This is a genomic window from Litoreibacter ascidiaceicola (assembly GCF_900129235.1).
Classification (GTDB): domain Bacteria; phylum Pseudomonadota; class Alphaproteobacteria; order Rhodobacterales; family Rhodobacteraceae; genus Litoreibacter; species Litoreibacter ascidiaceicola.
The window spans coordinates 266,525-291,414 of record NZ_FQUV01000002.1 but is presented as its reverse complement, the minus strand read 5'-3'; the positions used below and the strand labels follow the sequence as shown (position 1 = coordinate 291,414).

The 24,890-nt window shown below is 58.3% G+C and carries 11 protein-coding genes; 4 read left to right on the top strand and 7 right to left on the bottom strand.

The window, feature by feature from the left end:
• Positions 1–35 precede the first annotated feature (35 nt).
• The 3 genes from BUB72_RS04500 to BUB72_RS04490 all read right to left on the bottom strand — a co-directional run bounded on the left by BUB72_RS04500 (position 36) and on the right by BUB72_RS04490 (position 17,243).
• Positions 36–1,025, bottom strand: a complete 990-nt coding sequence (locus tag BUB72_RS04500; RefSeq protein ID WP_073141132.1) for an MBL fold metallo-hydrolase — start codon at positions 1,023–1,025, stop codon at positions 36–38.
• Positions 1,026–1,088: 63 nt separating this feature from the next.
• The gene (locus BUB72_RS04495) at positions 1,089–4,646 is read right to left on the bottom strand and encodes a porin family protein (protein WP_083588563.1); all 3,558 of its coding nucleotides are present in this window, start codon (positions 4,644–4,646) and stop codon (positions 1,089–1,091) included.
• Positions 4,647–4,658: 12 nt separating this feature from the next.
• Positions 4,659–17,243 (bottom strand): DUF7507 domain-containing protein, encoded by a 12,585-nt coding sequence (locus BUB72_RS04490; protein ID WP_073141131.1) that lies wholly within the window; start codon positions 17,241–17,243, stop codon positions 4,659–4,661.
• A 558-nt stretch (positions 17,244–17,801) separates the two neighbouring features.
• On the opposite strand from BUB72_RS04490, the gene BUB72_RS04485 reads away from it, so the two are divergent.
• A complete protein-coding gene (locus BUB72_RS04485) occupies positions 17,802–18,131 on the top strand; it encodes a TfoX/Sxy family protein (RefSeq protein ID WP_073141129.1) in 330 nt (109 codons plus the stop codon).
• Between the two features lie 66 nt (positions 18,132–18,197).
• On the opposite strand, the gene ndk is transcribed toward BUB72_RS04485, so the two are convergent.
• Positions 18,198–18,620, bottom strand: coding sequence for a nucleoside-diphosphate kinase (ndk, locus tag BUB72_RS04480; RefSeq protein WP_073141126.1), 423 nt, complete (start codon positions 18,618–18,620; stop codon positions 18,198–18,200).
• A 106-nt stretch (positions 18,621–18,726) separates the two neighbouring features.
• Here ndk and BUB72_RS04475 point away from each other — a divergent pair, with 106 nt between their 5' ends.
• A complete protein-coding gene (locus tag BUB72_RS04475) occupies positions 18,727–20,568 on the top strand; it encodes an ABC-F family ATP-binding cassette domain-containing protein (RefSeq protein ID WP_073141697.1) in 1,842 nt (613 codons plus the stop codon).
• Here BUB72_RS04475 and BUB72_RS04470 read toward each other — a convergent pair.
• Positions 20,565–21,611 carry a zinc-binding dehydrogenase gene (locus BUB72_RS04470; protein WP_073141124.1) on the bottom strand — a complete coding sequence of 349 codons (1,047 nt, stop codon included), beginning with the start codon at positions 21,609–21,611 and terminating at the stop codon, positions 20,565–20,567. The genes BUB72_RS04475 and BUB72_RS04470 overlap by 4 nt on opposite strands.
• A 65-nt stretch (positions 21,612–21,676) precedes the next feature.
• Here BUB72_RS04470 and BUB72_RS04465 point away from each other — a divergent pair, with 65 nt between their 5' ends.
• The gene (locus BUB72_RS04465) at positions 21,677–22,303 is read left to right on the top strand and encodes a MarC family protein (protein ID WP_073141123.1); all 627 of its coding nucleotides are present in this window, start codon (positions 21,677–21,679) and stop codon (positions 22,301–22,303) included.
• A gap of 21 nt (positions 22,304–22,324) precedes the next feature.
• A complete protein-coding gene (locus tag BUB72_RS04460) occupies positions 22,325–22,903 on the top strand; it encodes a retropepsin-like aspartic protease family protein (RefSeq protein WP_073141121.1) in 579 nt (192 codons plus the stop codon).
• A 1-nt stretch (position 22,904) separates the two neighbouring features.
• Here BUB72_RS04460 and BUB72_RS04455 read toward each other — a convergent pair whose 3' ends face one another.
• Both BUB72_RS04455 and BUB72_RS04450 read right to left on the bottom strand, forming a co-directional pair.
• Positions 22,905–23,366, bottom strand: a complete 462-nt coding sequence (locus BUB72_RS04455; RefSeq protein WP_073141119.1) for a DNA polymerase III subunit chi — start codon at positions 23,364–23,366, stop codon at positions 22,905–22,907.
• Positions 23,367–23,368: 2 nt separating this feature from the next.
• Entirely contained in the window at positions 23,369–24,841 is a 1,473-nt protein-coding gene (locus tag BUB72_RS04450; RefSeq protein ID WP_073141117.1) for a leucyl aminopeptidase, read from the bottom strand.
• Positions 24,842–24,890 lie beyond the last annotated feature (49 nt).

Genomic DNA, 24,890 nt, shown 5'->3' with positions numbered 1-24,890 from the left:
TTGGCATAAATGCTGTGGCGAACATCCTGTTCGGATTATCGGGCCGTCTGCATTGAATAAACCTCGCCGGGTCCAAACGCAGGAAATCGCTCCGGGTTTATCCCTGCTTCAAGCACACATCTCAGCAACAGTTCTTTAGGTGCCTCGCGCGCCTCGTGGGTCAACTGGAACGTCCCCCAGTGGAATCCGAGCGCTTGCTTAGCACCAACATCACGGAAAATGCGCACCGACTCCTCGGGGGCGACATGTTGGTTCGACATGAACCAGCGTGGCTCGTACGCACCAATCGGGATCAGGGCGATGTCAGGCGAACCGTGTCGGCGTCGAATGTCGTGGAAAATCTTCCCATCCCCATAGCCTGTATCCCCTGCAAACCAAATCTGAGCCGCCGGACAATCAATCCAAAAACCGCTCCACAAAGCCATGCGTCGGTCACGTACCCCGCGCGATGACCAATGGTTAGCGGGTGTCAGGCTAACGGACACCTCGGGCGACAGGGCGATCCTGTCGTTCCAGTCGTTGCACGCTATCCGCGCGGTTCCGATGGCATTGCGGACGGTCGCGTCTGTGCCAAGCGGCATCACTATCAGCGGGCGGTGCTGTGCCTCCAGACGCCTGAGTGTTGAAAGGTCCAGATGATCGTAGTGGTTGTGGCTCAGCAGAACCGCATCGATCTTCGGCAGATCGCCAAAATCAATCCCCGGGGCGGTGACGCGTTTGGGGCCGAGGAAGCTCAACGGGCTTGCGCGGTCGGACCAGACGGGATCTGTTAGGATGTTCACGCCCGCAACTTGGATCAATACCGACGCATGGCCCACCATTGTCAGATGCGGCAAGTCGCTGTTCGCGGGAGGCTTCGACGGGGTCACTGGTACGGATTTGGGCCAGCGCGCACGCCCGCTTTCGCGCTGCCACCGCAGCAGATCACGCAGCGAACGATCAGGCGAGGGCTGGCCGGGAGAATAGAACCGCACGCCGTCGAAATGGTCACTCACCGGGCCGGAGTAGTATTTGTTTTTTGGCATGCGCGCCTTCTCAATCGCTATCGGTCGATCATCCTCAGTCAGTAGGCCACTGCTGCGCCCTGATTAGAACTTCGCGATCAGGTTTATGAACATGCCCTTGTCGTCATAGGTCAGATCCGTCAGATCATCCGAGAACTTCCCGAAATTATACCCGACACCTACCTTGTAGTTGTTCCCGATATGGCGATACGCGGCACCTAAAACGCCGTATTCCGTGACGCCCGCCTGCTCTGCCCGCAAAGCGCGCCCTTCGACCAAAACGTCCCATTTATGGGTCAGGTGATACCGCGCATTGGCCACGGCCAGCCACGCATCATTGTCCTGAAACGCCGTCGTTGCATCCGGAGAGCTTTGCGACCAGCGGCCACCCAGCTTGCCGCCCAAGGTCCAATTACGGTTCAGGTCGTAGGACGCATCCAAAGACAGCACATGGCTTTTTTGGCGCGGGCCGGGGTCATTGGTGCCGTCCACTTCCTGCCCGTAAAGGTCATGCAGATAGGTGTATTTGAGCAGCACGTTCAGCCGGTCGTTTTCAATGGGGCGATAGGCATAACCCAAAGTCAGCTCCGCATAGCGCCCGTCAGGAATCGAGGAGCCGTCAGTGTCGGTGTAGCTGCCATCAAAACTGAACAGCAACCGTTGCTCTTCATCGATTTTGTAGCGCAGCGTCGAGACCAGAGCGATCGTGTCACCGTCACGGCTGGTGTTGTTGTACACCCCGCGGTCACGTCGGTATTCCAAGCGCGCGGTGCCTGTTACACCCGTCTGGTTTTCGTACCGCACGCCAAAGGACAGCGCGGTGCGATCAAAGTCACCGTTCGCTCTATCGTCCACGCGGCCAACCTCCACAGAGGCCGAGTAGCGCAGGAATTCGGACCGTGCGTAGTTGATCCCGTAAGTCGAGGTTAGCGACCGGTGCTGCCCGAACAGATCATATGTATTCTCGGCATAGACATCGACCGCTTGGCTCATGCGGCGGGTACCACCAACCACGAACTGACCTCGGTCCTTTCCGCTCAGGTCCACGCCGTTATAGCTGCGGCCGGGATCAAGGGTGTATCCGAAATAGGCAGTGCCATCCTCGCCATTGTCATACGACAGCAGCGCCAAGGCCCCTACCCCGCGCGACCCGTCGGAGATTTCGCCCTCGAAGGTCCAATTCTGTGCGAACTGGTACTTCACACCTGCACCAACACGGTGATTGCGGGCCAGCCCGCCAGAGCGAGAAACCGTCGCTTGACCGAACACGGAGTATTCCAACTGCGGGTTCACCGTGACCGTCGCGCGCACAGCAACGTCGGTGCGGTTGCCCGTCTCGTCGGCCGCACCCGCAGGTGTCACCTTGTCGATATGCTCGATGCCGAAATCGTAGGTCAGGCGTTCGCTGACCTTATAGGTCACTTCCAGCCCGCCCTCGCGAGCGACCTTGCCCGCGTCATCGGTGAAATCATCATAGTAAAGACGGTAAGACAGCCGCTCGGTTGGGGCGTACTCGCCGTAAACGCCCCAAAGTTCCTCATCAACGGTGGTTTGGTAATCCAGCGTCGAGAAGCCTGCCCGACGCTTTTCGTAATAAGCACCAAGCTGGCCGTTCAGGTCCGGATTGAGGTCTTTCAGATCGACCTGCCCACGGGCCATATAGGCCTCGCCCGTACCACCAACTGCATTTGTGTTGGTCACGATCAGCCCACCATCAGACGAGTAGCTGGACCCGAACCCAGGCCCCTCTGTGCGGGCATATTCAAGCTCCAGGAATGTGGTGTCGGAAATCTCGTAGCGCATGTCCGCGCCGTAGGCCGTTTGGTCGGCGATGTCTGTCTGCTCGACCAGGCCCGTCGCGCCGAACCGCAGATTATCGGTTGCCCAGAATTGCGCCCGCCCACCATAGGCGTAGCCATCGATGGTTCCTGCGGTCGGGGTGAACTCGTAGTTTACCGTCAATTGAACGGTGTTCTCGCCCAACGGGTCAGTGATCACCGTGCCACCGCCCGTAGCCCCCGTTAAAGGCCGCGTCAGCGTGATGACACCTTGCAAGTAGTTGATGTCATAGTCGCGCCCGTAGACCAGAACCTCGCGACTGGTCACGCGGCCCGTGTCAGGGTCGCGGATTTCGATGGCGATGGTTTCAGAGCCGATGGACAGGTCTTGGCGTTGCAGGAAATAAACCGAGCCGCCAGTGCCACGGAACACATCCCGACCCGGCAACGTATCTGGCTGCGCGGCATACAAATCCAACTCTGCCCGAGGCTCGCCTTTGGACGTCGTCGTTTGTGTCTGCACATGTCCTTGGAAGCCGTACAGCGTGCGTTCGTTGCGCAGGAAATGCGATCCGTTGACCTGACCTTTGTAGTTCCCCCAAAGGGCGAAATTACCCTCCCGCTCGGCCTTGAAGTAGAACTTGCCAGAGGTCGGCGCGTCCTCGACGATCGTGCTGTCATCGCCATAAACCGGATAGGCCTTGTCACTGTCGAGCCGTAGCAGAAGGTGGCGCGGGTCTTTCTTGTCGAGGTTGCGGAATATCTCGCTCAACTCGTCTTCACCCGTGTCGGCACTGGCGGTGATGTTCCAGCCCTTCTGCGTTTTGCCTTTCACGTAGAAGGCCAAACGTCCGCGGTCGTAATACTTGTCGACGGCACCGCCCGCAGTGTTCTTGCCCGCGTCCTCACGGTAGCCGAAAGTCAGATCAACCGTCGCCACGCCGAACCATTCAGAGCGTGGAATTTCGACCGAGCGTTGCAGGTAAATATCCTCACCCGCCCCGCTGATCCGCACCTCAACATCGCGTTCGCCCGCAGGCAGGATGCGTTGCACGACGAAGCTGCCATCCGCATCCGGCTGAACAGTCTCTCCCAAGGTTCGCACATTTGCACCTGCGCGCACGCCTTTCCCGTAGACGGTAATCGCTCCACCGGAGACCGGGATACCACGCACACGGGTGGCGTCGGTGCCTTCCTCAGCTTGCGTAAACAATCCGCGGTCGTCACTTCCTTGTAGGGAAAGAGGTTCAGTTTCGTTGTAGCGCCCGCGTGCGTCATACACCCGATGAATGGCAACAACGTCGCGGCCTTCGGGGATCGCCACAGAGACGGAGCCGTTTGGTTGCACCGGCACCACGACCAATGTTTTCGGCCCCGCTGCGTTGCCAATGTCCACCATGCGCACCTCGCCGCGCGACAGGTAGGCAGGGTAGTTGGTCCGCGAGCGGAATGTGACAACGTCACCGGCTTCGAAAGCTTCGGTTTGATCGACGGCAACAAGGTCAAGACGCGGCACCGCACCCAATCCGTCGAACTTCACCTGCACATCGGCATTCGACAGCGCGATGTCTGTCTTTCGGATTTCGTCTTCCACCCGCGTGTCACCGATGACAGGTTGGCCGTCGATGGAGATCAGGAAGCCATCACCGCCCACTGCGGCGTTGCCGCGATCCAGCTCGTTGTTCTCTCCCGCAGGGACAACAACGACTTCGGACGCGTTGTCTTGCGTACAATTGGCAGGAAGAACGCCGTTGACCAATGCGCAAGAGGTTTCAAAATCCGCTTCTTGAGCAGTTACCGCCCCGCCCCACACCATGGAAGTAGAGGCAATCAAAACGGCGCGTAAGGTATTGTTCATTTTCATAATCCCGCTCCCCTACTGCACACGCTTGATGCTGCGTTCGATGTTGAGCTTGTATCTGCCGGAGCCTTTCCAGCGCTCCCGGACTAAGCTTTCAACCGCCTTCAAACGGGCATTTGCCAGTTTCCGGTCTTCGCCTTTCAGAATGTAGCTGAGCCGCAGTACCGATGGGGTCGATTTGATCTGCCCGATCAACCCGTCGACACCACGTTCCAACGCCGCTGACGGCTCGGACGAGTTTCCAAGGAAGGCCGCAGCGGTCAGGTCGATATCGACCACATTGGACAGTGACGCGCCGAAGTTCAGCTTGGCGAATTTACCAGCCGTAACGCGGATCACACGCGGGTTCTCCGTGGTCACGCGGTAGCCCGTGGGTAATGTCCGCGTGTCGAGTTTCAGCGTGAAGTTGGAGCCGATATCTTTTGGAAGCTCCGCACAAGGCACGTGATACCGGCCATGCTCGTCAGTGGTAATCAGCAACCCGCGCACAGTCGCCAGCCGCACGCCGGGCAAGCCCGGCTCGCCCTGATCCTGATAGCCGTTCTGGTTCTTGTCATCAAAGACCTTGCCAATGATGTCGGAGCAATCAAACACATGCTCCGGCTCGACCCGCACGACAGCCGTGGCGACGTTTGAAATCGGCGCACCAGCGGCGTTGGCAAGGAACCCTCTGTTGGTCAGATCACCGAAAGAGCCGTTCGCCACCACCCGCGCAGAAAGGGTCAGGTTGATGGTTTGTCCCGGCGTCACGGTCTGCCCCGGCCATTCTAGCCGCAAGCCTGTCACGGTGGGCTCGACCGCGGCCCCATCCACGCGCGCGGTGTTGGGGGTGTAGAGCATACCGGCTGGCAACAGGTCGACCAATGTCGCGTTGGTCACTGTCGTCGGCGTATTGTTGGTGAAGGTCAGCGTAAAGTTCACCGCCTCGCCGAACACAGCCGAATTGCGGTCGGCAACTTTGGTTGCCTGCAAGTCCGGCGTTCCCGCGCAGTTTTCCAGCGGGATATTGTTGTTCAGGATGAACGGATCGCCCGCCTCGAAGGTCAAGGTCAGGTAGAACGGGTTCGCCCCTGCGGAGAAGTCCGCAAGACGGTCCGTGGTGCCAAACTCCGAGGACCCGATAGAGGCCGGATTGGCCGGAAGCAAGCTGGTCGCGTCGAGCGTCGGGTTTGCCAAACGGCTTGTCGACACAGCTCCGGACGCAGGATAGGTCGGATTGATCGTGTAGGTGCCAGCGCGGGTGACAAAGAACTGGAACTCCCCTGCACTGCCATCCCGCACGATGGTGATGAAGTTGCTGGTTCCGACACCGGTTTGTGTGCCGAATGGCCCCGTAACCGAGATTGAGCCACCCGCAAGAATGCGTCCGTCATCCTCGCAATAGAAATAGCCCGTCGGATCGTAATCGTTTGCGTCAGGAATGCCGTCTCCGTCACGGTCCGCTGTCGCTGATTCTAGGGAGTCTGGCACCCCGTCCCCGTCACTGTCCGTCACGGCCACACTGGCGGTCGCATTTTGCGGGCTTGGCAAAAGACCGGAGGTCAGATTTGCCACGTTGTCCGCTGGCACGCCCGCCCCTTCGGTGCTGTAGACCACATCAATTTCAACCGTTCCGGTTTCGCCCGGTGCAAGGGTCGGATCCCCGCTCAACGTCGCGGTGTCGCCTGCCCCATCAAAGGACGGATTGACCGCCGCGTTGGTAAAGCCGCTGGTGCGAACCGACAGTCCGAACGGCGCATCGCGCAACACTTCCGCCGAGCCCTCAAAGGCGCTCAGGTCATCCGCGATCTGGTAGCCCTCTTGGGTCACATTGCCGGTATTCTCGACCGTCAGAGTGAACGTCACCTGATAGATCATCGGGAAGAGCGGCACGGGTTGCGACGCCGTTTTGACGAAAGTATTCGCCGGAGCGGCTTCGATCGTCGCGATCGTCGGGTCGTCCTCATCATTGCCATCCGATGGGTCGTCATCGCGGGACACATCAGAGAGCGGGCCACCGAGCGGTGTTGTCGCTGTCGCAGTAACCGAGTTGCTCACCCCGCCCGCATCGACATCGTCTTGCGTCAGGATGTAACTCACGGTGTAGGTCGCTGTCTCACCCGGGATCAGCGTCCCTTCGCCCGAACCTTCGGTGGCACTGTCAAAGCTTACGCTGGTCGGTGTCAGCGCTGCGCCGTCCAGCCGACGCAAGTTCTCGATCAAGGCAACGCTGCTCAGGGTCACGTTGCCGGTATTGGCGACTTCGACCGCGAACTCGACGCGGCCACCGTCAAACGGCTCATCCGCCGAAACCACACGTTTTAGCACGTCCAAGGTTGGCGCCGCCGGAATGATCACAACGGTTGGATCATCCTCGACATTGCCATCGAAGGGGTCTCCGTCAGCTGACAGGTCGCTCACTGCGCTACCATCAGGGCCGGTGCCTGAAACGGTCGCGGAGTTGGCGACGCCACCCGCATCAATGTCCTCTTGCAGCAGCGTGTAGGTTGCATCCCAGGTGACCTGCTCGCCTGCTCCGATAAAGCTGGCATCGCCCACCGGAGTTGGCCCCGTGGTCAACGCCAGCGCGCCGCCACCGTTTCGCGTCAGTTGGTCGTCGATCGTGACCCCATCAATATCGACATTGCCGGTGTTGGCCGCAGTGATGCGGAAGACCACTTGCTCGCCTGCAATGGAGCCTGCCGATACGACGTCTTTGGTTACCACAAGGCGCGGGTCCGACGTGATCGAAACCACGGTCGGATCATCCAACATGTTGCCATCACCATCGTTGCCGTTGTCCGATGTGTCGGTCACCGGCGTGGCACCCGGCCCTTCGGCATCAACGACCACCGTGTTCGATACGCCCTGAGCATTCAAATCCGCTTGGGTCAGCGTGAAGGTCGCGGTGTAGACCCAAGTTTCATCCACATCTAACCGGCCATCACCATCCGCATCGCTTGACGCGACCAGTGCAAACGGGCTGTCTAGCGTAACCCTGCGCCCATTCAGGTTTCGCGTCATCAAGTCGGTCACGTTCACATTATCAAGGGTGACGTTCCCGGTGTTCTCGACCTGCAAGGTATAGCTGGCCACATCGCCGACAGCGACACCGCTAAAGCTGACCACCTTTGTGGCCTCAAGTGACGGCGCTTGCATCGGGCCAGTCGTGGTAATTGTCGCCGTGGCATCTGCTGGGTTGCCCAGTTGATCCGTAGCGGTGACGTCAACAGTGTTGGTTACGCTGCCCGCATCGACCAGCGCCTGATCAACCTCAAGCGTGAACGAACAACTGCTATCCGTAGCCCCGACATTCAGCCGCGCGATCTCGCACGCAGGACCGCTGTCCAGGCTGTCATCGACCGCGACATTGAACAGCGTCACGTTGCCGTCATTGTTCACGTCAAATGTGTAGGTGACAGAGCTGCCTACAGGGCCAAAGGGCGACACGCTCGGGCGCTTAACCACTGACATAAGCGGATTGGCAGCCGGCATTATCGTCGTCTCTGCGCTGGTCTCTTCCAGTTCGCCACCTTGCGGTGTCTGTGCCGTGGCCGTCGCCGTGTTCAGCACTTCGCCTGCATCAATGTTGTCTTGCGTGATTTCATATGTCGCGGTGCAAGTCAGGCTGTCCCCGCGCAGCAATTCCGGCGCGGAGCAGACCAGCGTCGGAAAGGCGGGATCGCTGACGCTTACCGTGTTGAGGGTCTGGTTCCCTGTGTTGGTCGCCGTAAACGTATAGGTAATATCTGTGCCAACAGCGCCTGCAGGGTTCGGGCTCGACACTTTGGAGAACGTCAGATCCGGTGCTAAATCCGCCGCAACGGTCACGTCTACCGGTGTTGAGCTGACCGGAGTGTCAGCCGCCCCGAACAGCGTTTGTGCATAGGCCTCGTTGGTCACTTCACCCGCGTCCAAATCCTCTTGCGTCACTTGGTCGGTGCCCATGCAAGTCAGCACCTCACCCGCGCGGAAATCGGGGTCGTTTGTCGGATCTGCAGCGGGATCGAAGCAGATGATTTCGCCTAGACGGTTGTCATAGACCGTCACAACGGAGGCAAAGGTTCGCGTCCCCGCATTGAGAACTTCGAATGTGTAGGTGATCTCGTCACCCACCTCCGCAAAAGTCGCACCTGCTTCGGCAGTCTTGGTGATCTCCAGCAAGGGGGTCGCGGTATCAGGGATGGTTTCCGTGACGGTCGGGCTGGGTGTGGTGCCATCGGTCGCATTCGCAGTGTTGGTGACCTGTCCAAGATCCGCATCGATGGCCGTTACAAAGTAGGTGCCCGTACAGACATAGGTTCCGTCCGGAGCGATCCCTTCCGTTGGGAAAGGTGTTGGGCAAACCACCGTATCAATCAGGTTATCCTCGACCGTGATCGGATCGAAGATTGTCACGTTGCCCGTATTGGTCACCGTGTAGGTGTAGGTAATTTCGGCACCGGTGAAGAAGTCCGTTGCCAGAACTTCCTCGGCTTCTTTCAAAAGCTCCATCGCCGGGTTCTGCACAGATGGCACTGTCAACGTCGCCTCGGGGCTAGTTGTGGCACCACTGGTTGCGGTGGCTGCGTTGTCGACACCTCCGGCATCCACGTCAGATTGCAGAACCTCATAGTCCCCGAAACAACTGATGCTTTCACCCGGAGCAACTGGTGGCGCAGGACAGGTGATCGTACCCCCTGCATCGGTGATCAGGGGGTCGTTGATCGTAATCGCGTCGGTCAGCGTTACGTTGGACGCGTTGGTCACCACGAATTCATATCGCAGGATGGCGCCATCTTCGGTGAAATTCGCAGGTTCGCCATCCACCAGTTGTTTAACCAGCTCAATCGCGCGATCTTCGGGAATGTCCAGAACCGTCGGATCGTCGCCGGTATCCCCCGCTCCAGTGTCTCCGTCATCGGATGTATCCGTAACGGGAACACCGCTTAGGGGCGTGCCGCTGACCTCCGCGGTGTTCGAAATACCACCCGCGTCGATGTCAGCTTGGGTCAAGGTGTATTGCGCGGTGTAGGTCGCGACCTCGCCCGGCAGAAGCGTTCCCTGAGGCGACCCATTGTCAGCGCCCGCGAAAGCCACCGGCGCGTCGAGCGCCAGAACAGTTCCATCCGTACGCGTCAGCGTATCGTCAACACTCACACTACTCAGGGTGACATTGCCGTCGTTTGTAACGGTGATCTGGAACGTCACCACCTCATCCACGGCGACCGTGCTTGAGGTTATGGTTTTCAACGACGAGATTTGTGGATCAACGTCGATGTCGAACGGCGTTGGGCTGTCTTCGCCCCCGGGCAAGCCGTTGCCAGATCGGTCTGAAACGGGCGTTCCGTCCGGTGACGTGGTAGTTACAAGCACCGTGTTGTCGATCCCTCCGGCATCCACATCGGCTTGGGTCAGGGTGTAGCTCGCCTGATAGGTCCAGACTTCGCCCACATCGAGAGTAGCCAAGGGTGCGGCATTCCCGGACGCAAGGGTGGGACCCGTGGTCAAAGCGAGAACAGCGCCCCCGTTTCGGGTCAGATCGTCGTCGAGAACCGGTGTTGCGAGCGTTACATTACCAGTGTTGCGAACAACGATCTCGAAACTCACGACGTCATCAGCGGCACTGCCGGTGCTTCCTGTCACTGTCTTTTCAACGTCAATACCCGGGTTTGACACTTCGACCGGCACATTGACCGTTACGCTGTCACTTGGCGGGGTTGTCCCGGCAGGGCTGGACGTGCTGACGCTTGCGGTATTGGACAACACCTGCCTCGCGTCGATATCGGCTTGCTTGACCGTATATTCGGCACTGAATTCAACCGCATCACCAGGTGCGAGGCTATCCCATATACCGTTAGCTTCCGCATCGGTCGAGTCGTTGGCAATACCCGCATCAACGACTTGCACATCGCCAGCGATGCTCAGGGGCGCTGTGGTCGTGGCGCTGGAATGCGTATCCGCCATCGTCACCGCATCAAGGGTCACGTTGCCTGTGTTGCTCACACGATAGGTGTACTCGATTACGTTACCGATTTGTGCGTCTGCTGTAATCGACGGTGTTTTTGTCAGGCTCACACCCGGCGTGCGCGTGCCAGTGGTTGTTGCGCTAGCGACTTCAGGCGTCGGGGCTTCGGTGCTGGTGGCACTCGCGTTGTTCGTAATCGTTCCCGCGTCCACGTCGGCTTGCGTGACGGGATAATCCCGCGTGCACGAAACAAACTCCTGCGGCGCAAGGCCACCTGCCGGAATTGTGCCACAGGCGAAGGGGGCAGGCTGAATCGTCGTATCAGTCACAAAAGGCTGCGCGAACAGCGTCACGTTGCCCGCGTTGGCGACCGTAAACGTATAGGTGATCACGTCACCTGCCGCCGAGAAGTCGGTCACATTGGCTTCTTTGTTAAACGCAATGGCAGGTTCCGCGGGCGGTCCGAGAACCAATACATCGTCGATCCCGACTGTCGGACCGGTTCCAGCACGTGGTGTGCCCGATGCCGTCGCCTCGTTGGTGAACGAACCGGCATCGACCTCGTCTTGCATCACTGTAAGGGTGAACACACAACTGCTGTTACTATCCCCAGGCGCCAGCGTGCCGACATTACAGGTCCCTGCGATCAGGTCGTCGGTGACATTGATGTTGTCGACCGTGATGTTGCCCGTGTTTTCAACCTCAACGATGAATGTGACCACTTGACCCGGTTGGGTATAGGCTGGGTCGGTTCCGCTGATCGGCGCAGGGCTGATCCGTTTCGTGATAGTAAGCTCGTCATTCGGAGCATCGACTCCCAGTACATTTTCGGTATCAGCTGAGACGATCGACCCGTCAGGGGCGGCGCCGCGCACATTTGCGGTGTTGCGGACTTCCTGATCATCGACCATTGCCTGCGTTACGGTCAGCGACCCCGTACAAATCAGCGGGTCGCCGTTCGGGTCAAGGTCTGCACTGGTAACACTCGCACCAGATTGCAGGCAGCTGAGAGATGAAAGCAACGGATCGGAAATCGTAGCGCCCAAAATGGTTTGGTTGCCCGAGGCCGTCGCGGTCAGCGTGTAGGTCAATATATCGCCTGCGGACGCTGGCGTGGTCGGTGACACCTCTTTGGTCAGCGCAACCAGAGCCTCAACATCGCCATTGACGGTAAGTGTGGCAGGTTGGGACTGCACCGGATCACCCGCAAAGCTCGTCGTCGCAGAGGCGACGTTAGTTACACTTCCCCGATCAAGGTCTTCCTGCGTCACGATGTAGGTTCTGGTACAGATTGCGATTTCCGTCGGCTCGTCGATTATGCGTGCGAACGTGCCTCCCGACGGGTCAACGCAGGTGATGGTTTCACCCGGAAATTTGTCATCCGTCACGGTCCCTGGGGATGGCAAGCCGGTATTGCCCGTATTGGTCACCTCGTAGACGTAATCAATCTCGTCATTTACCGCCGCAAAGGTCACACCCGTTGCCGGTTCGGTGCGTTTGAGCACGGACACCGCGGGCGCTACGTTCAATGGATAGATTGCACTGTTCGGCGCAGACAGAATTTGACTGGCGTCAGGCAGTGTACCCGTTGCGGTCGCCACATTGACAGCGGACCCAAGAATGATGTCGTTTGCCGTGACGGTGTAAGGCGACGCCGGACCTGTGCAGGTATAGGTGTCAGATGGCTCCAGTACCGTTGGTATTCCGGTGCAGGTGAACGGGCCGATCTTCGGGTCACTGATGACCGTCGCAGGATCAACGGTGATCGAGACATTCCCGCTATTTGTGACGACGAAGTCATAAGTGAGCTCTTGCCCCTCGAAGAAACCCGGATTTGAAACCGGCAGCCCCGAGGCCGAGACAAAGTTCTTTTCAACAACCAAAAGCGGATTTTGCAACGCTGGTACAGTCACGCTGTCGCTGTTGGAGCTGAGTGTTGCGGCTCCAAGGTTAGGCCCCGTATAGGCGGTGGCGGTGTTGGTCACCTCGCCGTCATTCACGTCACCTTGGGTTGTACTGTATGGCTGTTCGCAGATGATTTGCGCTGTTGGGGCCAAATCGGCAGTCGTACAAACCAAATCCGTGCCAAAGCGGTCGTCGTTGATTTTTATGTCGTCCGTGATCGTCGTGTTCCCGCTGTTGGTCACGACATATTCATAGGTAATCGGTGCGGCCGCTGCCGAAAAGCTGACGGCTGACGTGCTTTTCAAGCGCTTGTCCAAGGTCATGGCGAAATTTTGGTCAGCGTTCAGTGTAAGCACAACGTCCGGCGACGTGACCGAGCCCGCCGTTGTCGTTGTAGTCGCGCTCGCAGTGTTGGTCACGAAGCCTGCATCAATATCAGGTTGCGTGATGGCGTAGGTTCCCGTGCACGTGACAACCCCCATCGGTGGCAGCCCGCCTGCGGGAAGGGCATCACAAGTAACCGAAGTGATTTTGTTATCCGCGACGGTGATTGCATTCGGCAGGGTCGTATTGCCGGTGTTGGTCACATCGTAGCTGTAGGTTATCATCTGGCCAAGCGTGTCGAAGTTACCGGTCAGGTCGCTTGTTTTCACAACACCCAACGAGCGGGTTTGTACCGGACTGTCCAGCTCGACTGTTGCACTATCCGTAGCGGTCGTACCATTGATCGTTGTACCGGATGCGCTTGCGGTGTTGCTCAACGATCCGCGATCAACATCCGCTTGGGTAATCGTGTAGCTGCCCGTCATCGGAACGGATGCCCCACCACCGACGGGGTCACAACTGGTCGCAGTGGCGGAAGGAGCCAAGGTCGGCACGATACAATCCAGCCCGATCAGCGCATCGGTGACAGAGATATTGTTCAGGGTGACATTGCCGCTATTGATCACCGAAATGGTGTAGCTCTCGGAGGTGAGCGGTAAACCGAAATCACCGCTGGTGTCATCTTCGACTTTTGTGACCGTCAATGCAGGCGCTTCAAGCGGACCTGTGACGGTTTCCTGTGGGGTCACGGTTAGCGGTGTCCCGTCCGCACCTGTACCCGTGACAGTCGCGGTGTTTACAACACTGCCCGCATCCACATCGGCCTGAGTAACAAGGAAGGTAAACTGGCACGAATTGTCGACCTCACCCGGCTCTAGCGTTCCGATCGTCGTGCACACTTGACCACGGTCGGAAACCTGAACACCGTTGATGCGCACGTTGCCAGTGTTGGTCACGGTAAAGCGATAGGTGATTGAATCACCGTCAACAGTATAGCCGGACAGCGCGTCTTTCACGGCGGTGAAACTCGCGTTTCGGGTGGGTCCCGGAATGGTCAAACCAGATGTTTGAGACGCGGCACCAGAACCCGACGCGGTCGCAAGGTTGACCACTTGACCAGCGTCGATGTCGTCTTGCGTCACGACATGCGAGAAAGTGCAGCTGCTGCTGGACGCGCCCGGGGCGAGGGTCGGAATGTTACAGCTATATGCCGGATCAAGAACGTCCGTGACAGTCAGGTTCGTCAGGGTTTGCAACCCGTCATTGGTCACCTCGATTGCATAGATCAGCTGTTGCCCGACCGCCGTGAAGTCCAAGCGGTTGGCAGTTTTGTCGACGCTCAATACGCGGTCGGTGGGTTGAGCCGCGCGCGTCGCGGTAGAGCTATCGGTTTGCGTGTCTTGGCTGCCCGAAGCGGAAAGGCCCGTCACGCTGGCACTGTTAAGTACAGTTCCCGCGTCAACGTCCGTTTGGGTGACTGTATAGCTGCCGGTACAGGTGGTGGACGCAGACGGTGCCAAGCTGCTCACCGGGCAGCTTGCGTTGCTAATCAGGTCATCGGTCAGCAAAAAGGACGTCATCGTGACATTGCCGGTATTCTCGATGTCAAAGCTGTAGCTCAACACCTCACTCACATTGATGAAGCTCGCAGGTCCGGTCTTGGCGAAGGTGAACTGCAAGTTCTCCGCAATCGGTGTCGTCGCTGTTGCGGTGTCCGATGTAATCGTCTGCACGCCGGAGCCGTCGTTGAACGGGAAGGACGCCGACGCCGTGTTCACGACCTCGCCCGCGTCAATCTCCGCCTGCGTTAAGGTGTAGCTCGCCGTGCAGTCGAACGACTCCCCTGCCGTAAGGAGTGTCGGCGCATCGAGCGTTGCAGGTTGCGCCGAGCAATCGATCGCTCCGACCTTCGGGTCATTGACCGTGATCGGGTTGGTCGCCAACAGCAATTGCGCCGTACCTGTGTTTTGGACGTTGAACGTATATGTAACGGAGGTCACGCCAGCGGGAATGGGCGAAGGCGATGCCGTCTTGGTCAGCGTCACTTCGGGCGTGTCGCTGTTGGAAACGGTTGCGCCATCGCTGGGCGATGTTACACCACCGCCACTTGCGGTCGCAGAGTTTACGACCAAGCCGGACAGCAAATCAGCCGTGGTCAGTGTGTAATCGCGCGTACAGCTTTGCGCAGTCCCTGCAAGCAAAGGCCCAGCGAAGCACTCGAATGGCGCGCCAAGTTTGCTATCTGTGATGGTGATCGGACCCGGATTGTCGACATTGCCGTCGTTCGTCACATCGAATGTGTAGGTGATCGTCGCGCCAAGGCTAAAGCTGGGGGCTGGCGCACCGGCGCTTTTTGCCAGTGCCAAAGATGGTGTCTGGACGGCTGGCACCGTCAGCTCTTGCTCCACGCTTTCGACAGCGACGGTCTCGCCGCGCGGGGTGGCGGATGCTGTCGCTTTGTTTGTCACGCCACCATCGTTCACATCCTCCTGCAAGGTGTTGTAAACTGCGGTGCACACGATCTGGGACATCGGAGCGATCACGGATGCGGGGCAACTCACAGTCGTTTTGTCATCAACAACGCCGACGGCCTCAAGCGTCACATTTCCCGTATTCCGCAGAACATATTCGTAGCTGAGCGTGATCGCGTCTGCCGCGAAGCTTGTCGGGCTGGTGGACGCCAAACGCTTGGTCAATGTCAGTCCGGTCGAGCGCGTGGCTGTCACCAAAGCGCTGTCACTCTCAGACAGGTTAACGCCTGCAATCGAGATTTCTGCGGTGGCGGTATTGTCGATCTGACCGTCATCAATATGAGGCTGCGTCACGGAAATTTCCGCCGTGCAGGTGATCTGCCGTCCTGGCGCCATGGCGCCAGCGGGACACGTCACCGGAATCCCCAAGCTGTCGGTCACAGATGGCGGCGCAGGAAAGGTGATGTTCCCAGTATTCGTTACATCAAACGCGTATTGGACGACATCACCGACGCTATCATACGTCCCGGTCAAGGCACGCTTTACGATGGTCAATGCGGGCGCTGCCGCTGGGCCGGTTAATTCCACAAAGTCCGTATCCTGTACGACCCCACCTGTCGCCGCGTCTGCGGTGACCTCGGCATCGTTTCGAAGCAGCGTGCCCGCGGCAAAATTGTCCACGTCGGCTTGCAATACCGTGTATGTTCCCGCGCAAGTTTCGACAGCGTCCGGCAACATTGTGGCAAAGGTGCATGACAGACCGGGGATATTCGGGTCCGTGACCGTGATGTCCGTCAGCGTGACGTTGCCGGTATTCTCGACGCTAAATTCATAGGGAACGGTTGTATTCGCCGCTCCGAACGCCGCACTTATTGTTGTTTTTTCGAGGGAAATCGAGGGTATTGCAGGTGGGCCGGTGACAGTCTCGGTATCCGTAACAGCTCCCAATACACCAAAATCGGGGGTGCCTTGTGTTGTTGCAACGTTGGTGACCTGCTCGGCCTCGATGTCAGCCTGCGTAACTGTATACGTTGCACGACAAATCGTTTGAAACGGTTGGGCAGCACCGGACGGGCTGTCCAAAATGTCCTGATCGTCGCAGGTGACGCTTCCACCCTGCGCGCTGATCCTGTCATCAATAACGCCTACATTCCTGATCGGAACGGAGCCGATGTTTTTCAAAACAAAGGTGTAAGTAATTTCGTCCCCGACATCGTCATAGGTGGTCGGGCTGGCAGACTTCTCGATCGTCATGCCTGGAGCAACTGTTTGGATGTTCGGGTTCTGTAAGCTGGGTCCGCGCTGGAAATCCCAGTAGTTGTCGTTCGGGTCGTCGTCGAAAACCTGAATGGTTGTCTGACCTGTCGGCCCCGTGTTCAGAAGCGACTCCATTAATCCGGAGTTGGAGGACGTGAACCAACCCGTATTAAACGTGTTGTTCCCGAAACCGGTTCTAAACCCGAAGGACCGCGTACCGCTATCATTGGTCCGTTCGGTCGTCAGGCCGGACCAACTCCCCACGTTGAATCCGTTCAAACGCAAAGTGATATCATTCTCGTCGAAGCCGCCGGGCTGGGTGTCGCCATCATAGGCCGAGAACCGGATATGGACCCGTGAAAGCCCACCCCCGAAATAGTCCCGACAGTCTGAAAAGCCGCAATCAAGCGGGATCGGATCATTCACGGTGAAGGGATTGCCGCCCAGCTCCGGACGATTGGGGCGGTTGTTGAAGCCGACAAACGCGTTGGCGGGATCAGAGAACTGGTAATAGATGTTACCGTTCAGGCCAATCATGACGATCGCGACGCCGCCAGCCTCAGGGTAATCGTCGGGCAAGGTGATCGAAGTTCCGGGAACAGTAGATGTGAAGGTCGTGGCCTGTGCGGATGTCGCGGCCAATCCGAGCCCTATCCAAATGACCGATACCAAGACTAGAATTGGTGCCGCAAAAAAGCGGGAGGCCCAGATCTTCATGCAATTGTCCCCGTCTCGAAACGCTGCGCGCACTCGCAAAAGCACGCGCCTTAAAATGAGATTTTGCGACAAGGTTTGCCCTGCTCGCGTGTTCTTGGGATAATTCGACCCGCCTCGGCGACCATTTCTTTGTGACCGCTCCTGCCAGTTTCGCAAAAGAACGCACGGCCCTCAATCGCTAATTGACCTCGAACAGGGGGGAAATCCGTGGCAAATTTGCAAAATATGGGTATTTCTTATCGAACCTATCAACATGTTGCGGTTCACATAGGCATTCGTGCCGATAGTGATTCTTAACTGTTGCCTGAACTCCCCGTCACATTTCCGCCTCATTTTTGACACCCGAGCGTCAAAGTGCTATGGTGGATTTGTTCATAGTTAGTTTAAATTTTTAAATAGGAGGCCGCTAAAATGGCCTATGAAGCACCCCCCCCGACTCCAAACCCGCAGCCGCAGGACACCAAATCTCCGCGACCAACGCCGCCTGCCGGCTTTTCGGATTGGGCCAGCCTGTAAAGGCCCTTTCCTCTGCGATACCGATGAGTCTAAGCAGGTTCTATGACCGAGTCTGTTTCTTCAATTCGCAACCTTGGCCCCGCCTACGAGGCCAGCTTGGCCCGAGTGGGCATTCGGTCAGCCGAGGCGTTGCGTGACCTCGGAGCCGATGCGGCCTACGCTAGGCTTCTGGAAAACGGCGACCGCCCTCATTTCATTGGCTATTACGTCTTGGTTATGGCCCTTCAGGGTAGACCATGGAACGATTGCAAAGGTGCGGAAAAAGATGCGCTTCGCGTCAAGTTTGATACGTTGAAGGCCAAGCATTTCAACAAAAATATCAGTGCGTTAGAAGCTGATCTTGATGCGATTGGCGTTGGCCTGCGTCGCTAGTGCAAAGAAAAAGGCCGCCCAACCTGAAGTTGCACGGCCCTTCCCCAAATTTCTGTGACCGAAGTCTTAGCCAACCAGCTCTAGGCCGGAGAAGAAGAACGCGATTTCTTCTGCAGCGGTCTCTGGCGCGTCAGAGCCGTGCACGGAGTTTTCGCCGATGGACAGCGCGAACTCTTTACGGATGGTGCCGTCTGCCGCGTCCGCAGGGTTGGTTGCGCCCATGACTTCGCGGTTTTTCGCGATGGCGTCTTCGCCTTCCAGAACCTGAACGACGATCGGCTCGGAGATCATGAACTCACACAACTCGCCAAAGAACGGGCGCTCGGAGTGGACACCGTAGAACTGCTGCGCTTGGGCCAATGTCAGTTGAATGCGCTTGGAAGCAACGATGCGCAGGCCGGCCTCTTCGAACTTGGCAGCGATTTTGCCAGTCAGGTTGCGTTTTGTGGCGTCTGGTTTGATGATCGAGAATGTGCGTTGGATAGCCATGATGCGGGTCCTTACCAAGAGTGAATTTGAGGCGCACCTAGCATGGTGGTCTGCTCATGAAAAGCGCCCAATTGACACCCCTGCCCGCATAGGCGAAACGCAGGGCATGTTAAGCATGTCAGAACTCCGCTACGCCGTCGAAGGCCGTTCCTTGTTTGAGGGCGCCTCGGCCAATATCCCTACGGGTCACAAAGTGGGCCTTGTGGGGCGCAACGGGACGGGCAAAACCACCCTGTTCAAATTGATCCGTGGTGAACTGGTTCTGGAGAGTGGCGCAATCACCTTGCCGGACCGCGCCCGCATCGGCGGGATCGCCCAAGAAGTGCCGTCAAACGAGGTCTCGCTGCTCAACACCGTTCTGAACGCGGATAAAGAGCGCGCAAGCCTGATGGCCGAGGCCGAAACGGCCACAGACCCCAACCGCATCGCCGACATCCAGACCCGTCTGGTAGATATCGACGCTTGGTCCGCCGAAGCGCGGGCCTCCTCGATCTTGGTCGGTCTTGGTTTCACGCCCGAAGAAACACACCGGCCCTGCTCCGACTTCTCGGGAGGCTGGCGAATGCGTGTGGCTTTGGCCGCGGTTCTTTTCTCCGAGCCAGACCTGCTGCTGCTCGATGAGCCGACCAACTATCTCGATCTTGAAGGCGCGTTGTGGCTTGAGCATTACCTGACACGCTATCCGCATACGGTCATCATCATTTCGCACGACCGCGAACTCTTGAACCGCTCGGTCAACGGTATCCTGCACCTCGAAGACAAACAGCTGACGTTCTATTCCGGCAACTACGACCAGTTCGCCCGCCAACGCGCTGCCCGCCGTGCGGTGCAGGCTGCGGCCGCCAAGAAGCAGGATTTGCAACGCGCGCATCTTCAATCCTTTGTTGACCGTTTCAAGGCCAAGGCTTCCAAGGCCAAGCAGGCCCAATCCCGCGTGAAAATGCTGGAGAAGATGGAAACAATCACCGCCCCCGAAGACGCGGCCCGTGTGGTGTTTACCTTCCCTGAACCGGAAGAGCTGTCACCACCGATCATCAGCACCGAAAGCGCATCGGTTGGCTACGATGGCAAAGCCATTCTGAGCCACCTGAACCTGCGCATCGACCAAGACGACCGTATCGCGCTTCTGGGCCGGAACGGTGAGGGAAAGTCCACTCTTGCCAAGATGTTATCGAACCGTCTTGAAGTTATGGGAGGGCGCATGTCGACCTCCAACAAACTGCGCATCGGCTTCTTTGCCCAGCATCAAGTGGACGAGCTTTTCGTTGACGAAACCCCGCTGGAACACCTTATCCGCGAACGCGCCCATGAAGGGCAATCCAAGCTGCGCGCCCGTCTTGCCAGCTTCGGCCTTGGCCCTGATCAGGCGGACACGGAAGTGGGTCGTCTCTCCGGTGGGCAAAAGGCACGCTTGTCGTTGCTATTGGCCACCCTGCCCGCACCGCATCTGTTGATCCTCGATGAGCCGACGAACCACCTTGATATCGAAAGCCGCGAGGCCTTGGTGCAGGCGCTGACCGCCTATTCCGGCGCGGTCATTCTGGTGTCCCACGACATGCACTTGCTGTCCCTCGTTGCCGACCGTTTGTGGCTGGTCAAAGACGGTCGCGTGAACCCGTATGACGACGACCTGCCCAGCTACCGAAAGCTGCTTCTGGCGCCACCAGAGAAGCCCCAGAAAGACAAGCCTAAGGCCAAGACCGCATCACGCGATGACATCTTGGCCCTTCGTTCGGACGTGCGGAAATGCGAGGCCCGTGTCGCCAAGCTGTCGGAAATGCAGAACGAGTTGGCAAAGCGTCTTGGCGACCCGAAGGTCTATGAAGACCACATGGCCGACAAGCGCGCGGTCTGGCAAAAGAAGTATTCCGAGGTCATGGACGCCATGGACCGAGCAGAGGCCATGTGGGTCAAGGCGCAGTCCAAACTGGAAAAGGCGGAAAGCTAGGTTCCGCCCGCCACATCAATCGCGATTTTACCGACATGTGTTTTGGCAGCGAATGCCGCTTGGGCCGCCTTCAGGTCTCGCAGCAGAAATGTTGCGGTCACTGCCGGACGCAACCGCCCAGCCTCCACATAACCGATCAAATCGGGCATGATATTGTCCGGTTGAAAGGTTGACCCAAAGAAACTCAGGTCGCGCAGATAGAGCTTTCGCACGTCCAACTCGACAATCGGACCTGCGATAGCACCAGAGCACACGTAGCGCCCGAAATCGGCCAACCCGTCGAGCATGTCGGGAAAGCCGGGGCCGGCCACCAAATCCACCAGCACATCGAATGCACCGCGCGGCGGGGTTTCATCGCGGGTTAAGATTGCGTCCGCACCCAATTCTCGCACGGCATTCGCTTTAGAAGGTGTTGTAACCCCAGTCACATGCGCCCCACGCATTTTTGCCAATTGCACTGCCGCAGCCCCAACGCCGCCGGATGCTCCCGTGATCAACACTCGCTCCGCCTTGAGGGATGCGCGTTGCAACATGCCCTCTGCCGTGGAGTAGGCGCAGGGAAGCGTGGCCAGTTCCAGATCGCTCCAACTGCTGTCCACCACAATGGCATCATGGGCGCGTGCCACGCAGAATTGGGCAAAGCCGCCATCGCATTCCGAACCCATGGTCCACACGGCGCCATCATGATTTTGCATGGTCCGCACTAAAACTCGCTCGCCAATTCGGTTCGGGTCAATGTCGCGCCCGACCCGCGAAATCCGGCCACACACATCAGCACCCTGAATACGTGGTAAGCCAAGGGGCGTGCCAGACCATGACGCATCCGCGTCCGAGGTTTCGCTGACCGCATCGGTCGCCCCGCGTACGGTCTGGGAATACCAGCCTATCCGCGTGTTGATATCGGTATTGTTGACCGACGAGGCCGCCACTTCGATCAGCACCTCATCGGGTTTGGGTGTAGGAATAGCCATATCGTCCCGCCATTCCAGCATATCAGGGCCGCCATGACCCGTCAGGACCACGCCTGCCATCACATTCGTCATGTCAATTCTCCCAGATATGCCGACAAAGGGTTTTCCTTCGTGAAACAAACATATAGGGCGAGGAAATGGAACCCTCTGTCGCAATCACCGCCTTTGTCACCCTGTTCGTGGTGATCGACCCGATCGGGCTCGCACCGCTTTTCGTGGCGCTTACGTCTGGCATGGATTTCCGCAACCGCCTTAGGATCGCAATCCGGTCGTGTCTGGTCGCGGTATTTTTGCTGACGCTGTTCGGGTTGGCAGGCGAGGCGCTTCTGGACTTCATCGGTATATCAATGGCGGCTTTCCGCATCTCGGGGGGCGTTCTATTGTTCGTGACTGCGCTCGACATGCTATTCGAGCGTCGCACCCAACGCCGTGAAGATCAGGCTGATGGCCCGGGAGACGAAGACCCTTCGGTCTTCCCGCTGGCCACGCCTTTGATTGCAGGTCCGGGCGCGCTGGCGACGATGATCCTTTTGACCGGCACACCGGGCGCGGACTTCACCTATGTGGCCGCTGTGCACGGTGTGATGCTGTCCGTGCTTGCCGTTGTCTTCGGCATGTTCTTGATGGCAGGCCTGATGGAGCGCGTTATCGGCGACACAGGGATCAAGGTGATCACGCGTTTAATGGGGATGTTGCTGGCGGCGCTGTCGGTACAATTCGTCCTAGACGGCTTGCGCGAGTTTGGAGTGGTGGCAGGCACCTGACCTAGCCCCTATATTAATGCTATGGATAGCGAAGACACCGCCCGCCTCATCTACCTCGTTCTGCTCGGCTCCGTTATTGCGGGGTATTTTTTGATTTCCAATCGCGCCCGAATGGGCGAGATGGCGCGTCAAGCCGCGTTGTGGGGTTTCATTTTCGTTGGCGTCATCGTCGCTTACGGGCTTTGGAATGACGTGTCCAAAACCGTCCTTCCCCGCCAAAGCACTTTCGAGAACGGACGCATCGAGGTGCCCGTTCGTAGTGACGGGCATTATCACCTGACGTTGCATGTGGGCGATGTTCCGGTGGAATTCATCGTCGATACCGGCGCAAGCAGCGTTGTGCTGACCCAAGAAGATGCGGAGCGCGTCGGGATCGACACAGAGGCTTTAATCTATGGGGGCCGCGCCAGCACCGCGAATGGCGAGGTCCGCACCGCGCGTGTAACATTGGAGAATGTGCGCTTGGGTGAATTGGACGAGGGCAGAGTTCGGGCGTTCGTTAACGAAGGTGAACTGGACAGCTCGCTGCTGGGCATGGCCTACCTGCGCAGGTTCGGTCGTGTCGAAATCACACCCGATACCTTGGTGCTGGAGCGATAGCCTAACCTTCGCCGCTTTCGGCTTTTTTCTCCCAACGACCGCTTTCTTGCGACCAGTACTGTGCCGCGCATCCGGCAGTTGTCAGCGCCTTCCATTGCTCGCGCGCGCGGGCAACCGCATCACCATCGTTGCCGTCGAACAGGATCATCGTGCGGTCTGATCCATTGACCTCTTCAGGCGCGATCTCTGCCCCATCGAGACTGACAAGACAGCTTGCACCGTTCGGTGCCTTGACCGCATCGGTCAACAAAATCGGCTGTTCCGCGTCATGCGGACCACCTGCGCGACCATGGGCAAGAAACCCGTCCGCTTCCCACAGCTTCCCGTCCAAATGATCCAGTCTTTCGACATCGCGGCCCCTGATCGCCACACGCCACCCCGCCCCGCGTGCCTTGCCCAACAGCATGGGCAAGGTCACGTCTACGGGCTGCGTGGTCATGTGGTAGAAAAAGGCGGCTCCCATGCTTACTCGCCCTCGAAGTTGTCCATGATCAGGCGGTTCAACGCACGAACACCCCAACCAGTGGCCCCCTTGGGTGCAAAACTGGTTTCTTCTTTCACCGATGCCACCCCTGCGATGTCGAGATGAATCCATGGGGTTTCCGGCTTCACAAAGCGTTGCAGGAACTGCGCCGCGGTGATGGAGCCTGCCGGGCGGCCACCGACGTTCTGCATATCCGCGATCCGAGATTTCAGCTTATCGTCATAGGCCTTGCCCATTGGCATCCGCCATGCGCCTTCCTCCTCGACATTGGCAGCCTTCAGGAATGCATTGGCCAGCGCGTCATTGTTCGAGAACACGCCGGCATTCTCGTGCCCCAGACCGATGACAATCGCCCCTGTCAGTGTGGCGAGGTTGATCATGCCCAGCGGCTCGAACCGCTCTTGCGCATACCAAAGCACATCCGCCAGAACCAAGCGGCCTTCGGCGTCGGTGTTGATCACCTCTATCGTGTCGCCTTTCATCGAGGTTACCACGTCACCGGGACGAACGGCATTGCCCGACGGCATATTTTCGACCAATCCGACAAGGCCAACCACATTTGCTTTGGCCTTACGCTTTGCGATCGCTTTCATAACGCCCGCGACCACGCCAGCACCGCCCATATCCATCGTCATATCTTCCATGCCAGCGGCAGGCTTCAGCGAGATGCCGCCCGTGTCGAAGACCACGCCCTTGCCGACGAAGGCAAACGGCTTGTCCCCTTTTGAGCCGCCGTTCCATTCCATGACAACAACCTTCGACGGGCTGTCGGACCCTTGCCCCACGCAAAGCAAAGAGCCCATGCCGAGTTTCTCGAGGTCTTTCTCCTCCAGCACTTCGACCTTAAGACCAAGGTCTTTCAGGTCAGATAATTGCTTGGCGAACTCGGTCGTGGTCAGCACGTTTGCGGGCATGTTCACCAAGTCACGGGTGAAGAATACGCCTTCGGCCAAGGCGTCCAGTCCATCGAACGCCGCTTTCACATCGTCGGGCGCATTGACCACAAAGGAAGCACCCTCATGGGCGGTTTTTTCGGCGGTTTTCTGGTCGGTATACTCGTAAGCGCGCAAGATCATGCCATAAGCCAACTCGTGGGCGCGGCGCAGGTTGCCACACAACGCATGGACCTTGGTCGTTCCCGCTTGCTTTGCCAGCGTAGCTCCCGCTTTGCGGGCCTCGCCCACGGTCGGGCGACGCGCCAGTTTTACGATGATAACTGCTTCGGCAGGGATATTCACCGGATAGGACAGAACCATCGCCGCGCCGTCTTCCAGCTTTTCAAACGCATCACCGGATACCGCGCGGGCAATCGAGCCGCGGGTCAACCGGTTGACCCGTTTGGCCGTCGCATCGAGCGTGCCCGCTGGGGGCACGAAAATGGCCAGACGACCCTCCATGTCCTTGATGGCATCAATGTCGGTGGCGGCGAAGTCTACTGGGATCAAAGCGGTCATGAGTCTGCCTATATTGGAGGGTTTCCCCATTGCTAGCGCGGGCAGAGAG

Excerpts from the sequence above, each read along its gene's own strand:
- BUB72_RS04470 (WP_073141124.1), bottom strand. The coding sequence starts at position 21,611 with ATGACGAATGTGATGGCAGGCGTGGTCCTGACGGGTCATGGCGGCCCT.
- BUB72_RS04485 (WP_073141129.1), top strand. The coding sequence starts at position 17,802 with ATGACCGAGTCTGTTTCTTCAATTCGCAACCTTGGCCCCGCCTACGAG.
- BUB72_RS04500 (WP_073141132.1), bottom strand. The coding sequence starts at position 1,025 with ATGCCAAAAAACAAATACTACTCCGGCCCGGTGAGTGACCATTTCGAC.
- BUB72_RS04495 (WP_083588563.1), bottom strand. The coding sequence starts at position 4,646 with ATGAAAATGAACAATACCTTACGCGCCGTTTTGATTGCCTCTACTTCC.
- BUB72_RS04460 (WP_073141121.1), top strand. The coding sequence starts at position 22,325 with ATGGATAGCGAAGACACCGCCCGCCTCATCTACCTCGTTCTGCTCGGC.
- BUB72_RS04455 (WP_073141119.1), bottom strand. The coding sequence starts at position 23,366 with ATGGGAGCCGCCTTTTTCTACCACATGACCACGCAGCCCGTAGACGTG.
- BUB72_RS04490 (WP_073141131.1), bottom strand. The coding sequence starts at position 17,243 with ATGAAGATCTGGGCCTCCCGCTTTTTTGCGGCACCAATTCTAGTCTTG.
- BUB72_RS04475 (WP_073141697.1), top strand. The coding sequence starts at position 18,727 with ATGTTAAGCATGTCAGAACTCCGCTACGCCGTCGAAGGCCGTTCCTTG.
- BUB72_RS04450 (WP_073141117.1), bottom strand. The coding sequence starts at position 24,841 with ATGACCGCTTTGATCCCAGTAGACTTCGCCGCCACCGACATTGATGCC.
- BUB72_RS04465 (WP_073141123.1), top strand. The coding sequence starts at position 21,677 with ATGGAACCCTCTGTCGCAATCACCGCCTTTGTCACCCTGTTCGTGGTG.
- ndk (WP_073141126.1), bottom strand. The coding sequence starts at position 18,620 with ATGGCTATCCAACGCACATTCTCGATCATCAAACCAGACGCCACAAAA.